The organism is Nonomuraea aridisoli, assembly GCF_003236395.1.
Taxonomy (GTDB): Bacteria; Actinomycetota; Actinomycetes; order Streptosporangiales; family Streptosporangiaceae; genus Nonomuraea; species Nonomuraea aridisoli.
This window is the reverse complement of record NZ_POUD01000251.1, coordinates 1-13,782: the sequence shown is the minus strand read 5'-3', so window position 1 is coordinate 13,782 and position 13,782 is coordinate 1. Positions and strand designations below refer to the sequence as shown.

The following is a 13,782-nucleotide window of genomic DNA, read 5'->3' as shown; positions in this document are numbered from 1 at the left end:
TCAGGTCCGTTGGGAGAGGCCGGGTTGGGGTCTTCGGAGGAGGGCGGTCGGTTGGAGAGTCGTGGTGGGGCGCCGGGCGGAGGACGGGTGAGGAGGTGGAGGGTGAGATGGAAGAGGCTGCGGCGGTTCTCAGGATGAGGGGGATCTGCAAGCGGTTTCCGGGGGTAACGGCGCTGGACGGGGTGGACCTGCGGTTGTTGCCCGGTGAGGTGCACGCCCTGATGGGCGAGAACGGTGCCGGGAAGTCGACCCTGATCAAGGTGCTCACCGGGGTCCATCCCGCCGACGCGGGGACGGTCGAGCTCGAAGGTACGGAGGTCGCGTTCGGGGGGCCGCTGGAGGCGCAGCGGGCCGGGATCAGCACGGTCTACCAGGAGGTCAACCTCTGCGCGAACCTGTCGGTGGCCGAGAACATCCTGCTCGGCCGCGAGCCGCGCCGCCGCGGCCGCATCGACTGGAAGCGGATGCGCGCCAGGGCCGCCGAGCTGCTGTCGCGGCTGGAGCTCGGCCTCGACGTGTCGGCGCCGCTGTCGTCGTGCTCGCCGGCCGTGCAGCAGATGGTGGCGATCGCACGGGCGATCGACGTGGACGCGCGCGTGCTGATCCTCGACGAGCCCACCTCCAGCCTCGACGCGGACGAGGTGGCCCAGCTCTTCCGGGTGCTGCGGCGGCTCAAGGAGCAGGGCATCGCCATCCTGTTCGTCTCCCACTTCCTCGACCAGGTCTACGAGATCTCCGACCGGATGACGATCCTGCGCAACGGGCGGCTCGTGGGGGAGTACCCGACCCGCGAGCTCAGCCCCGTGAACCTGGTCGCCAAGATGATCGGGCAGGAGCTGGCCGCGCTGGAACGCCTGCACGGCGAGCACCGCACGTTCGACCGGCCGCTGGTCGAGGCGCGCGGCGTCGGCAGGGCGGGCGCCGTCGAGCCGTTCACCCTCACCATCCACGAGGGCGAGGTCGTGGGCCTGGCGGGCCTGCTGGGTTCGGGGCGTACGGAGGTCGCCCGGTTGTTGTTCGGCGCCGACCACGCGAGCATGGGCGAGATCGCGGTCGGCGGCATGCCGGTGTCGCTGCGCACGCCCCGCGCGGCCATGAACCACAAGATCGCGTTCTGCTCGGAGAACCGCAAGGAGGACGGGCTCATCCCCGACCTCACCGTGCGCGAGAACATCATCCTCGCCCTGCAGGCCACCCGCGGCTGGACCCGTCCGGTGCCGCGCGAGCAGCAGGACGAGCTGGTCGGCCGGTACGTCGAAGCGCTGCGGATCAGCCCGCCCAACCCCGAGCAGCTCGTGCGCAACCTCAGCGGCGGCAACCAGCAGAAGGTCCTGCTGGCCCGCTGGCTGATCCTCGCGCCCCGCCTGCTCATCCTCGACGAGCCCACCCGGGGCATCGACGTCGGGGCGAAGACGGAGATCCAGCGGCTGGTCGCCCAGCTGTCCGACGGCGGCATGGCGGTGCTGTTCATCTCCGCCGAGCTGGAGGAGGTGCTGCGGCTCAGCCACAAGGTCGAGGTGCTGCGCGACCGCCGCCTGGTGGCCGAGCTGCCCAACGACGACCGGCTGACCACCGACGTCCTGATGGAGACGATCGCGAGCGGAGGGCGAGCCTAGGTGAGGCGCCTGGTGTGGCCGGCGGTGGTGCTGGTGCTGCTGCTGGCCCTGAACGTGTTCTTCACGCCGAGCTTCTTCTCGATCCAGGTCAGGGACGGCCACCTGTACGGCAGCCTGATCGACATCCTGCGCTTCGGCGCACCGCTGATCCTGGTGGCGATCGGCATGACCCTGGTGATCGCCACCGGCGGCATCGACCTGTCGGTGGGCTCGGTCGTGGCGATCTCGGGAGCGCTGGCCTGCCTGCAGATCAGCCAGGACGCCGGGCTGTTCACCGCGGTGGCGCTGGCGCTCGGGCTCTGCCTGCTGCTGGGGGCCTGGAACGGGTTCCTCGTCGCGGGCATCGGCATCCAGCCGATCATCGCCACGCTCATCCTCATGGTGGCCGGCCGGGGCCTTGCCCAGCTCATCACCGGCGGGCAGATCATCACGGTCAACAGCCCGGCGTACAAGATGATCGGCGGCGGGTACTGGCTGACCGTGCCGTTCGGGATCGTCGTCGTGGCCGTGGTGCTGGCGGTGACCGCGTTCCTGACCAGGCGGCTGGCGCTCGGCATGCTCATCGAGTCGGTGGGCGGCAACGCGGAGGCGAGCCGGCTCGCGGGCATCCGCTCGCGCGGGATCATCGTCATGGTCTACGCGTTCGCCGCCCTGTGCGCGGGCGTGGCCGGGCTCATGATCAGCTCGAACGTCTCCAGCGCCGACGGCAACAACGCCGGCCTGTGGATCGAGCTGGACGCCATCCTGGCCGTGGTGATCGGCGGCACGTCGCTGGCCGGTGGCCGGTTCTCGCTGGCCGGGACGGTGCTGGGCGCGCTCATCATCCAGACGCTGACCACGACGATCTACTCGATCGGCGTCCCGCCGGAGACGACGCTGCTGTTCAAGGCGCTGGTGGTCGCGGCCGTCTGCCTCATCCAGTCGCCGTCGTTCCGTGAGAAGGCGTTCCGCCGGCGCAGACGGGCGGTCGCGCCCGCCGCCGCCACCGGCGAGAAGGTGCGGGTGACCACGTGAGCACGCTGACGCTCGGCCGCGGGCGGGTGCCCGCGAGATATCTGCCGATCCTGGTGACCGGGTGCCTGTTCGTAGCGATGTTCGCGGCGGGAGGGATCCGCTACGAGGGGTTCGCCAGCGGGCAGGTGATACTCAACGTCTTCATCGACAACGCGTTCCTGCTGGTGGTCGCGGTCGGGCTGACGTTCGTGATCCTCACCGGGGGCATCGACCTTTCGGTCGGGTCGGTGGTCGCGCTGTCGACGATGATCGCGGCCAGTCTCCTGGAGGGGCCGGGCTGGCCGCCGTACCTGGTGATCCCGCTGGTGCTGGCCGTCGGGTCGGGGCTGGGGCTGGTGATGGGCTACATCGTGCACGCCTTCGACATCCAGCCGTTCATCGTCACGCTGGCGGGCATGTTCCTGGCCCGGGGGCTGTGTTACACGATCGGCACGGACTCGATCCCGATCGCCGACCCGGCGTTCACGGTGTTCGCCCAGACCAGGATCGACCTGTTCGCCGATCTGTGGATCTCGCCGAGCGTGGTCGTCGCCGTGGTGGTGGTGCTCGTGGCGGCGTACGTGCTGCACTACACCCGCTTCGGCCGCACGGTCTACGCCACCGGCGGCAACGAGCAGTCGGCGCTGCTCATGGGGCTGCCCGTGGGCCGGACGAAGATCGCGGTCTACACGATCAGCGGATTCTGCTCGGCGCTCGGCGGGCTGCTGCTGTCGTTCTACATGCTCTCCGGCTACGGGCTGCACGCGGTCGGCATGGAGCTGGACGCGATCGCGGCGGTCGTCATCGGCGGCACGCTGCTCACCGGCGGCAGCGGCTTCCTGCTCGGCACCGTGCTGGGCGTGCTCGTGCTCGGCCTGATTCAGACGATCATCAGTTTCGAGGGGACGCTGTCGTCCTGGTGGACCAAGATCTTCATCGGAATGTTGCTCTTCGTCTTCATCGTCCTGCAACGCCTGTTCTCCGGAGGGTCACGGCGCTGACCTGCGTGAAAAGTTACCGGAACGTTTCCGCCAGGTTAGGCTCAAGCGTTGACATCGCCGTTGTTAACGATAACAATCGGCGACACGAACGGGGACTTTCGTTCTGTTTGTCACGTTGCGTGAGCGAGTCCTTCACTCTAACCGGCAGCCGCCGCGTCCAGCGCTGCCGCGACCCCCATCGCAAGGAGATCACAATGAGGTTGGGACGAATCGGGGGCGTGGTGTCCGCCATCGCGCTCGCCGTGACCATGACGGCGTGTGGCTCGAGCACGAAAACCGTCGACGCCGAAGCCTCCGCGTCCGCCGCGGCGGGCAACGCGGGCGCCCTGATCGGCGTCACCATGCCCACCAAGTCCTCCGAGCGCTGGATCCATGACGGCGACAACGTCAAGAAGCAGCTCGAGGCCCTCGGCTACCAGGTCGACCTCCAGTACGCCCAGGACGACATCCCGACGCAGGCCAACCAGATCGAGAACCAGATCACCAAGGGCGCCAAGCTCCTGATCATCGCCTCGATCGACGGCACCGCGATCACCTCCCAGCTCCAGCAGGCGGCCGACGCCAAGATCCCGGTCATCGCCTACGACCGCCTGATCCGCAACAGCGAGAACGTCGACTACTACGCCACGTTCGACAACTTCAAGGTCGGCGTGCAGCAGGCCACCTCGCTGCTCAAGGGCCTCGGCGTCGAGGACGGCGAGAAGGGTCCGTTCAACATCGAGCTGTTCGGCGGCTCGCCCGACGACAACAACGCCACGTTCTTCTGGAACGGCGCCATGTCGGTGCTGCAGCCGAAGATCGACGACGGCACCCTCGTGGTGAAGAGCGGCCAGACCGACTTCAAGACCGCGGCCATCCTGCGCTGGGACCCGGCCACCGCGCAGAAGCGCATGGAGGACATCCTCACCAAGACCTACACCGGCGGCACCAAGGTCGACGGCGTGCTCTCGCCGTACGACGGCCTGTCGATCGGCATCCTGTCGGCGCTCAAGAGCTCCGGCTACGGCACCGCGGGCCAGCCGTACCCGATCGTGACCGGCCAGGACGCCGAGCTCGCCTCGATCAAGTCGATCATCGCCGGTGAGCAGTACTCCACCATCTTCAAGGACACCCGCAAGCTCGCCGAGCAGACCGTGAAGATGGCCGACGCCGTGCTGAAGGGTCAGCAGCCCGAGGTGAACAACACCAAGGACTACGACAACGGCACCAAGGTCGTGCCCTCGTACCTGCTCGACTCCGTGATCGTGGACAAGAGCAACTACCAGGAAGAGATCGTCGGAGCCGGTTACTACACCGAGGACCAGCTCAAGTAAGGGCCTGCCCCGGGGACGGCGAGCGGCCGTCCCCGGGCTCTCCCTGAGCGAGGGGCATATGACCGAGCACATCTTGCGGATGAGCGGGATCACCAAGACGTTCCCCGGCGTCAAGGCGCTGCAGGACGTCAACCTGTCGGTCCGGCGGGGCGAGATCCACGCCATATGCGGGGAGAACGGCGCCGGCAAGTCGACGCTGATGAAGGTCCTGTCCGGGGTCTACCCGCACGGCGAGTACGAGGGCGAGATCCTCTTCGAGGGCGAGCGCTGCGAGTTCGGCAGCATCCGCGACAGCGAGCGCGCCGGCATCGTCATCATCCACCAGGAGCTGGCGCTCAGCCCGCAGCTGTCGATCGCGGAGAACATCTTCCTCGGCAACGAGCGCGCCAGGCGCGGACTGATCGACTGGAACCGCACCAACTACGAGGCCGGCGAGCTGATGAGGCGGGTCGGCCTGGAGGAGAACCCGACGACGGCGATCGCCGACATCGGCGTCGGCAAGCAGCAGCTCGTCGAGATCGCCAAGGCGCTGGCGAAGGAGGTGAAGCTGCTCATCCTCGACGAGCCGACCGCCGCGCTCAACGACGACGACTCGGCCCACCTGCTCGACCTGCTGCGCGGCCTGCGCGACGAGGGCATCACCTGCGTGATCATCTCGCACAAGCTGAACGAGGTGACCGCCATCGCCGACTCCGTCACGATCATCCGCGACGGCCGGACGATCGAGACCCTCGACATGGCCACCGACCACGTGACCGAGGACCGCATCATCGCCGGCATGGTCGGCCGCGCGCTCGACAACCGTTTCCCGCCGCACGAGCCGACGATCGGCGAGGAGGCGCTGCGCATCGAGGACTGGACCGTCTACAGCCCCAGCCAGCCGGGCCGGAAGGTCGTGGACGGCGCGTCGCTCACGCTGCGCCGCGGCGAGATCGTGGGCCTGGCCGGATTGATGGGCGCCGGGCGCACCGAGCTGGCGATGAGCGTGTTCGGCCGCACGTACGGCGTGAACATCTCCGGCAAGATCTTCAAGGACGGCAAGCCGGTCGAGATCCGCAACGTGCAGGACGCGATCACGCACCGCATCGCCTACGCGACCGAGGACCGCAAGCGCTACGGGCTCAACCTCATCGAGGACATCAAGCGCAACATCAGCGCGGCCGGGCTCAAGGGCCTGGCCAGGCGCGGCTGGGTGAACGAGTACGAGGAGTACAAGGTCGCCGAGGAGTTCCACAAGAGCATGAACATCAAGGCGCCCAGCGTCGACAGCGTCGTCGGCAAGCTGAGCGGCGGCAACCAGCAGAAGGTCGTGCTCTCCAAGTGGATCCTGACCGAGCCTGACGTGCTCATCCTCGACGAACCCACCCGGGGCATCGACGTCGGCGCCAAGTACGAGATCTACACGATCATCAACCGCCTGGCCGACCAGGGCAAGGCCGTGCTGGTGATCTCTTCGGAGTTGCCTGAGCTGCTGGGCCTGTGCGACCGCATCTACACCCTCTCCGAGGGTCGCATCACCGGCGAGGTGCCCCGCCGCGAAGCCACGCAGGAACGTCTCATGCATCTCATGACCAAGGGACAGGAGTAGCTCAGATGAGCAGCATCACGCCCGCCGACGTGGAGGTCGGCGCCAAGGGCGACGGGGGAGCGCCACGGCAGCCGGGCCGGGTGTCGCTCGGCGGCCTGTCGCTCAACCTGCGATCGAGCGGTATCTACATCGCCTTCGCGCTGATCATCGCGTTGTTCTCGGTGCTGACCGACGGCGCGCTGCTCACGCCGCAGAACATCTCGAACATCATCGTCCAGAACTCCTACGTCCTGATCCTGGCGATCGGGATGATCCTCATCATCATCGCAGGCCACATCGACCTGTCGGTCGGCTCGGTGGTGGCGGTCACGGGAGCGCTGTCGGCGGTCCTCATGGTCAACATGGGCCTGCCGTGGCCGCTGGCGCTGCTCATCACGCTCGTGGCCGGCGCCCTCATCGGCGCCTGGCAGGGGTACTGGATCGCGTACTTCGGGATTCCGGCGTTCATCGTGACGCTGGCCGGCATGCTGCTGTTCCGCGCGCTGACCCTGACCGTGCTCGGCAACCAGGGCATCGGCCCGTTCCCCGACCAGGTCCGCACCCTCGCCAACGGCTTCACCAGCGGCTACCTCGGCAACATCGGCCTCGGCCCGCTCGGCGGCGCCGACCTGTTCAGCCTGCTGATCGGCCTCGTGGCGATCGCCGGCATGTTCGCCTCCCAGTGGCGCAGCCGGGGCGCCCGCAAGGGTTACGGCCAGACGGTCGAGCCGATGGCGCTGTTCGTGCTCAAGCTGGCGGCCGGCGCGGCGCTGATCCTCTTCCTGGTGGTGCAGCTGGCCCGGTTCAAGAACCTGCCGTGGGTGCTCGTGCTGCTGGCGGTGCTCGTCCTCGCCTACTCCCTGATGGCCAACCGCACGGTGTTCGGCCGGCAGATCTACGCCATCGGCGGCAACCTGCAGGCGGCCGTCATGTCCGGCGTGAAGGTCAAGTCGGTCGTCTTCTGGATCTTCGTGAACATGGGCGTGCTGTCGGCCATCGCCGGCATCATCTTCGCCGGCCGCCTCAACCAGGCGGGCCCCACGGCGGGCAACAGCTTCGAACTGGACGCCATCGCGGCGGCCTTCATCGGCGGCGCGGCCGTGCAGGGCGGCGTCGGCAAGGTCGTCGGCGCCATCACCGGCGGCCTGATCATGGCGGTCATCAACAACGGCATGTCCCTGATCGGCTCGCCCAGCGAGCGCGTCATGCTCGTCAAGGGCATCGTCCTGCTCGCCGCCGTCGCCTTCGACGTCTGGACCAAGCGCAGGGCCGGAGTTTCGCGCTGAACTAAGATCCTCGAAGCCCAGGGAAAGGAGAGACCGTGACGACCCCCAAGCGCCGCCTGCCGGTCATGGCCGACGTGGCCAGGGAGGCCGGCGTGTCGCACCAGACGGTCTCCCGGGTGCTCAACGACCACCCGAACGTCCGGGCCGACACCCGCGCCCGGGTGGAGGAGGCGATCACCCGCCTGGGCTACCGGCGCAACCTCGTGGCCCGGGCCCTGGTCACCAAGCGGTCGCGGACCCTGGGCGTGGTCAGCTTCGACACCACGCTGTACGGCCCGGCCAGCACGATCTACGGCATCGAGCAGGCGGCCAGGACCGCGGGCTACTTCGTCAGCATCGTGAGCCTGAAGTCGATCGACAGCGACAACGTGCGCGACGCCCTCGGTTACCTGACCGAGCAGGGCGTCGACGGGGTCGTGGTGGTGGCGCCGCAGCGCTCGGCCTGGCGGGCCCTCGAGAACCTGCCGTCCGGGATGCCGGCGGTCGCGGTCGAGGGCATGCACAACGCCTGCGTGCCGGTGGTCTGCATCGACCAGGTCGAGGGCGCCAGGCTGGCCACCCGCCACCTGCTCGACCAGGGCCACGAGACGGTCTGGCACGTCACCGGCCCGGCCGACTGGCTGGAGACCGAGGGCCGGATCACGGGCTGGCGCGCGGTGCTGGAGGAGGCCGGCCGGCCCGTGCCCGAGCCGCTGGCCGGCGACTGGAGCCCGCGGGCCGGCTACGAGGCGGGCAAGAGCCTGGCCGCGATGAAGGGCGTCACGGCCATCTTCACGGCCAACGACCAGATGGCGCTCGGCGTGCTGCGCGCCCTGTCGGAGAAGGGGGTGCGCGTTCCCGATGACATCAGCGTGGTGGGCTTCGACGACATCCCGGAGTCGGAGTTCTTCTCCCCGCCGCTCACCACGGTCAGGCAGGACTTCGCCGCGGTGGGCCGGCAGTGCATCGAGGTCCTGCTGCGGCAGATCGACACGGGGCCGGCCACGGCCGAACGGCTGGTCGTGCCGCCGGGCTTCGTCGTCCGGTCGAGCACTGCCCCTGCTCGATAGGGCGGTCAGGTAGATGATGGGCATGCCCCCGGAAACCCCTGGAGTTCAATGTGAACGCTAACAGTTATGTGGTCGGAGTGGACTTCGGCACGCTCTCCGGCCGCGCCGTCGTCGTGCGCGTGAGCGACGGCGCGGAGCTGGGCAGCGCCGTCCACGAGTACGCCCACCGGGTCATCGAGCAGGAGCTGCCCGGCTCCGGCGTGCGCCTCGGGCCCGACTGGGCGCTGCAGTCGCCGCAGGACTGGATCGACGTGCTCAAGAACGCCGTCCCCCAGGCGATCGCCGCCGCCGGCGTGCGTCCCGAGGAGATCGTCGGCATCGGCACCGACTTCACCGCCTGCACCGTGCTGCCCGCCACGGCCGACGGCACCCCGCTGTGCTTCGAGACGCCCGACGAGCCGCACGCCTGGCCGAAGCTCTGGAAGCACCACGCCGCCCAGCCGCACGCCGACCGGATCAACGAGCTGGCCGCGCGCCGCGGCGAGGCGTGGCTGCCGCGCTACGGCGGCAAGATCTCCTCCGAGTGGGAGTTCGCCAAGGCCCTGCAGGTCCTGGAGGAGGCCCCCGAGGTGTACGCCAGGGCCGAGCGCTGGATCGAGGCCGCCGACTGGATCATCTGGCAGCTCACCGGCGTCGAGAGCCGCAACATCTGCACGGTCGGCTACAAGGGCGTCTTCCAGGACGGCGCGTACCCGTCCGAGGAGTACCTCGCCGAGCTCAACCCCGGCTTCGCCGGGTTCGTCGGCAAGCTCGCCACCGGCGCGGTCGGCGAGAAGGTCGGCGGCGTCACGCTCGCCCACCTCGGCGGGCTCGCCGGCCGGGTGACCGCCCGGGCGTCGGAGTGGACCGGCATCCCCGAGGGTGTCGCCGTGGCGGTCGGCAACGTCGACGCGCACGTCACGGCCGCCGCCGCCGACGCCGTCCGGCCCGGCCAGATGGTGGCCATCATGGGCACCTCGACCTGCCACATCATGCCGAGCGACCGGCTCGCGGAAGTGCCCGGCATGTGCGGCGTCGTCCGCGACGGCATCGTGCCCGGCCTGTGGGGGTACGAGGCCGGCCAGTCGGCGGTCGGCGACATCTTCGCCTGGTTCGTGGAGAACTTCGTGCCCGCCTCCTACGTCGAGCGGGCCGGGGAGCAGGGGTTGCACGCGTACCTGACGGCCCTGGCCGAGAAGCAGGAGGTCGGCGAGCACGGGCTCGTCGCGCTCGACTGGTTCGGCGGCAACCGCTCGGTGCTGGTCGACCACAACCTCTCCGGCGTGATCGTCGGCCAGACCCTGGCCACCAGGCCGGAGGACGTCTACCGCGCGCTCATCGAGTCGACCGCGTTCGGCACCCGGATGATCGTGGAGACGTTCGAGCGGGCGGGCGTGCCGGTCGAGGAGTTCATCGTGGCCGGCGGCCTGCTGAAGAACCCGTTCCTCATGCAGGTCTACGCCGACGTGCTGCGCCGGCCGCTGTCGGTCATCGGCTCCGACCAGGGGCCCGCGCTCGGCTCGGCCATCCACGCCGCCGTCGCCGCCGGCGCCTACCCGGGCATCGAGGAGGCCGCCGCGGCCATGGGCAAGCGCACCGAGAACGCGTACGTGCCGGACGCGGCCCGCGCCGACGCCTACGACCGGCTCTACGCCGAGTACCGCAGGCTCCACGACTTCTTCGCCGACGGGCGCATGCTGCACACCCTCCGAGCGATCAGGAACGAGGCTGCCAAGTGAGGAAAATCGTCGCGGATCTCCATGCCGCACTCGTCCGGTACAACCTCGTCGTCTGGACGGCGGGCAACGTGTCCGGGCGGATCCCGGGTGAGGACCTGTTCGTCATCAAGCCGTCCGGGGTCTCCTACGACGAGCTGACTCCGGAGAACATGGTCGTCTGCGACCTCGACGGCAACCTCGTGGAGGGCGAGCACGCGCCGTCCAGCGACACGGCCGCGCACGCGTACGTCTACCGCAACATGCCCGAGGTCGGCGGCGTCGTGCACACCCACTCGACGTACGCCTCGGCCTGGGCCGCCCGTGGCGAGGCCATCCCGTGCGTGCTGACCGCGATGGCCGACGAGTTCGGCGGCGAGATCCCGGTGGGCCCGTTCGCGCTGATCGGCGACGACTCCATCGGCCAGGGCATCGTCGAGACGCTCAAGGGTCACCGCTCCCCGGCGGTCCTCATGCGGAACCACGGCGTCTTCACCATCGGCAAGGACCCGAAGGCCGCGGTGAAGGCCGCCGTCATGTGCGAGGACGTGGCCCGTACAGTGCACGTGGCGCGGCAGCTCGGACAGCCGCTGCCGATCGCGCAGGACGACATCGACCGCCTGTACGACCGCTATCAGAACGTCTACGGACAGAGGAGCCCGCGTTGAAGATCTGGTTTCTGACCGGCAGCCAGGGACTGTACGGCGAGGACACGCTGCGCCAGGTGGCCGAGCAGTCGCAGGGCATCGCCGCGCAGCTGCCCGTCGAGGTGGAGTGGAAGCCCGTCCTCACCGACGCCGCGGCCATCAGGCGGGTCATGCTCGAGGCCAACGCCGACGACTCGTGCGCGGGCGTGATCGCGTGGATGCACACCTTCTCCCCGGCCAAGATGTGGATCGCCGGGCTCGACGCGCTGCGCAAGCCGCTGCTCCACCTGCACACGCAGGCCAACGTCGAGCTGCCGTGGAGCACCATCGACATGGACTTCATGAACCTCAACCAGGCCGCCCACGGCGACCGCGAGTTCGGGTTCGTGCAGACGCGGCTCGGCGTGCCGCGCAAGACCGTGGCCGGGCACGTCAGCGACCCCGCCGTGGCCGAGCGCATCCTGGCCTGGGAGCGCGCCGCCCGGGGCCTGGCCGAGCTGCGCACGCTCAAGCTGGCCCGCTTCGGCGACAACATGCGCGACGTCGCCGTCACCGAGGGCGACAAGGTCGAGGCGCAGCTGCGCTTCGGCGTCTCGGTCAACACCTACGGCGTCAACGACCTGGTCGAGGCCGTGGACGCCGCCTCCGACGCCGATGTGACGGCGCTGGTCAAGGAGTACGCCGAGCAGTACGCCGTGGCCCCCGAGCTGCTCGGCGAGCGGGCCGAGTCGCTGCGCTACGCCGCCCGCATCGAGCTGGGCCTGCGCGGCTTCCTGGAGGCGGGCGGCTTCAAGGCGTTCACCACGAACTTCGAGGACCTCGGCGGGCTGCGCCAGCTGCCCGGCCTGGCCGTGCAGCGGCTCATGGCCGACGGCTACGGCTTCGGCGGCGAGGGTGACTGGAAGACCTCGGTGCTGCTGCGCACGCTCAAGGCCATGTCTGAAGAGGGGGCGCCGGGCGGCACCTCCTTCATGGAGGACTACACCTACAACCTGACGCCGGGCAACGAGCTCATCCTCGGCGCCCACATGCTGGAGGTCTGCCCGTCGATCGCGGCCGGCACGCCGTCGTGCGAGATCCACCCGCTCAGCATCGGCGGCCGGGAGGACCCGGTGCGGCTGGTCTTCGACGCCGAGCCCGGTCCCGGCATCGTCGTCGGCCTGGCCGACATGGGCGAGCGGTTCCGGCTGGTGGCCAACGAGATCGACGTGGTGGCGCCGCCCGAGCCGCTGCCGAAGCTGCCGGTGGCCCGCGCGGTGTGGCGTCCGCGGCCCAACCTGCGCACCTCGACCGAGTCGTGGCTCACCGCCGGCGCGCCGCACCACACGGTGTTGTCGCAGGCCGTCGGCCGCGAGGAGCTGACCGACCTGGCCGAGATGCTGGGCGTGGAGCTGGTGGTCATCGACGCCGACACGACGACCGAGCGGCTGACGAAGGAACTGCGCTGGAACCAGGCGTACTACCGCCTGGCCCAGGGCTTCTAGTCGTCGTCCTGCTTCTTGGGGGCGTTCCTGCGCTGCTCCTCGGCGCGCTCGCGGCAGCGGCGCAGGAACTCCTCGTCGTCATCGGGGTCGGTGGCGACGAAGCGGCCGGGGCGGTCGTACTCGGGGAAGGCGCTCGGCCGGGCGGTGGCCGGGCGCAGCCGCTCGGGGCGGCCCGCCACCAGCCAGGCGACCGAGCCGATCAGCGGCAGGAGGAGCACGATGATCACCCAGAGGGTCTTCGGCAGGTTGCGGCAGAGCGCCTCGGGCGTGGTGATCGCGTCGAACAGGCAATAGAGCCAGAGCACGAGCGTGGCCAGGCCGGCGGCCTGTGAGAGATAGAGCACCGCACACCTCCGTCAGCGGCACCAGAACCTAGCGGCCACCGGCGGTGCTGACAAGCGGATGTCCGGGAGAAGCGTGGTGTGGGAAGGTAAGGCCGTGACGCTGACCAATTGGGCGGGAAATACCGCATTCCAGGCTAAAGATGTTCATCATCCGGTTTCGCTGGACGAACTGCGGCGGATCGTCGCCGCCTCGCCGCGCGTACGCGCCCTGGGCAGCGGCCACTCCTTCAACCACGTCGCCGACACCACGGGCGAGCTCGTCGTGCTCGACCGCATGCCCGACCTGGTGGAGATCGACGCCGCGGCGGCCACCGTTCGGGTCGGCGCGCGCATGACGTACGCCCGGCTCGCCCCGCTGCTGCACGAGGCCGGGTTCGCGCTGGCGAACATGGCCTCGCTGCCGCACATCTCCGTCGCCGGCTCGGTCGCCACCGCCACGCACGGCTCGGGCGACGCCGTCCCGTGCCTGGCCGCCGCCGTGTCCGGGATCGAGCTCGTCACGGCCGACGGCTCGCTGCTGTCGCTGTCGCGCGGGGACGCCGACTTCCCCGGCTCGGTCGTCGCGCTCGGCGCCCTCGGCGTCGTCACCGCGCTCACGCTCGACCTGGTGCCCGCCTTCGAGCTGCGCCAGTACGTCCGCGAGGGCCTGTCGACCGACGCGCTCGACCACTTCGACGCCATCATGTCGAGCGGCTACAGCGTCAGCCTGTTCACCGACTGGCGCGACACCCGCGTCTGGGTCAAGCGCGCAGAGGAGCTGACCGGCCCCGACTGGTACGGCACCCGCC

The 13,782-nt window shown here is 69.5% G+C and carries 12 protein-coding genes; 11 read left to right on the top strand and 1 reads right to left on the bottom strand.

Annotated features, from left to right (window positions below; all coding sequences use genetic code 11):
* The first annotated feature begins 107 nt into the window (after positions 1 to 107).
* From C1J01_RS38080 to araA, 10 genes are all read left to right on the top strand, one after another.
* Positions 108 to 1,616 carry a sugar ABC transporter ATP-binding protein gene (locus C1J01_RS38080; protein WP_181449201.1) on the top strand — a complete coding sequence of 503 codons (1,509 nt, stop codon included), beginning with the start codon at positions 108 to 110 and terminating at the stop codon, positions 1,614 to 1,616.
* Positions 1,617 to 2,630 carry an ABC transporter permease gene (locus C1J01_RS38075; protein WP_111183815.1) on the top strand — a complete coding sequence of 338 codons (1,014 nt, stop codon included), beginning with the start codon at positions 1,617 to 1,619 and terminating at the stop codon, positions 2,628 to 2,630.
* Entirely contained in the window at positions 2,627 to 3,610 is a 984-nt protein-coding gene (yjfF, locus tag C1J01_RS38070; RefSeq protein WP_111183814.1) for a galactofuranose ABC transporter, permease protein YjfF, read from the top strand. The genes C1J01_RS38075 and yjfF overlap by 4 nt, the downstream gene beginning before the upstream one ends.
* A 194-nt stretch (positions 3,611 to 3,804) precedes the next feature.
* On the top strand, positions 3,805 to 4,923 hold the full coding sequence (gene chvE, locus C1J01_RS38065; RefSeq protein ID WP_111183813.1) for a multiple monosaccharide ABC transporter substrate-binding protein: 1,119 nt from the start codon (positions 3,805 to 3,807) through the stop codon (positions 4,921 to 4,923).
* A gap of 58 nt (positions 4,924 to 4,981) precedes the next feature.
* Positions 4,982 to 6,511, top strand: a complete 1,530-nt coding sequence (gene mmsA / locus C1J01_RS38060) for a multiple monosaccharide ABC transporter ATP-binding protein (RefSeq protein ID WP_111183812.1) — start codon at positions 4,982 to 4,984, stop codon at positions 6,509 to 6,511.
* Between the two features lie 5 nt (positions 6,512 to 6,516).
* Positions 6,517 to 7,776: a multiple monosaccharide ABC transporter permease gene (mmsB, locus tag C1J01_RS38055; protein ID WP_181449200.1), complete on the top strand. Its 1,260-nt coding sequence runs from the start codon at positions 6,517 to 6,519 to the stop codon at positions 7,774 to 7,776.
* Positions 7,777 to 7,841: 65 nt separating this feature from the next.
* Entirely contained in the window at positions 7,842 to 8,825 is a 984-nt protein-coding gene (locus C1J01_RS38050; protein ID WP_111183817.1) for a LacI family DNA-binding transcriptional regulator, read from the top strand.
* Between the two features lie 68 nt (positions 8,826 to 8,893).
* The gene (araB, locus tag C1J01_RS38045; RefSeq protein ID WP_111183811.1) at positions 8,894 to 10,543 is read left to right on the top strand and encodes a ribulokinase; all 1,650 of its coding nucleotides are present in this window, start codon (positions 8,894 to 8,896) and stop codon (positions 10,541 to 10,543) included.
* Positions 10,540 to 11,187: an L-ribulose-5-phosphate 4-epimerase gene (locus C1J01_RS38040; protein WP_111183810.1), complete on the top strand. Its 648-nt coding sequence runs from the start codon at positions 10,540 to 10,542 to the stop codon at positions 11,185 to 11,187. Before araB ends, C1J01_RS38040 begins: the two co-directional genes overlap by 4 nt.
* Entirely contained in the window at positions 11,184 to 12,650 is a 1,467-nt protein-coding gene (araA, locus tag C1J01_RS38035; protein ID WP_111183809.1) for an L-arabinose isomerase, read from the top strand. The genes C1J01_RS38040 and araA overlap by 4 nt, the downstream gene beginning before the upstream one ends.
* Here the strand turns inward: araA and C1J01_RS38030 are convergent.
* Positions 12,647 to 12,994: a PLD nuclease N-terminal domain-containing protein gene (locus C1J01_RS38030; RefSeq protein WP_111183808.1), complete on the bottom strand. Its 348-nt coding sequence runs from the start codon at positions 12,992 to 12,994 to the stop codon at positions 12,647 to 12,649. The genes araA and C1J01_RS38030 overlap by 4 nt on opposite strands.
* Before the next feature lie 94 nt (positions 12,995 to 13,088).
* On the opposite strand from C1J01_RS38030, the gene C1J01_RS38025 reads away from it, so the two are divergent.
* On the top strand, positions 13,089 to 13,782 hold a 694-nt coding region (locus C1J01_RS38025), incomplete at its 3' end, for an FAD-binding protein (protein ID WP_146615870.1).

What these genes read in the sequence shown, in the direction of transcription:
- C1J01_RS38080 (WP_181449201.1), top strand. Translation starts at nt 108, where the DNA reads ATGGAAGAGGCTGCGGCGGTTCTCAGGATGAGGGGGATCTGCAAGCGG.
- chvE (WP_111183813.1), top strand. Translation starts at nt 3,805, where the DNA reads ATGAGGTTGGGACGAATCGGGGGCGTGGTGTCCGCCATCGCGCTCGCC.
- mmsA (WP_111183812.1), top strand. Translation starts at nt 4,982, where the DNA reads ATGACCGAGCACATCTTGCGGATGAGCGGGATCACCAAGACGTTCCCC.
- mmsB (WP_181449200.1), top strand. Translation starts at nt 6,517, where the DNA reads ATGAGCAGCATCACGCCCGCCGACGTGGAGGTCGGCGCCAAGGGCGAC.
- C1J01_RS38050 (WP_111183817.1), top strand. Translation starts at nt 7,842, where the DNA reads ATGGCCGACGTGGCCAGGGAGGCCGGCGTGTCGCACCAGACGGTCTCC.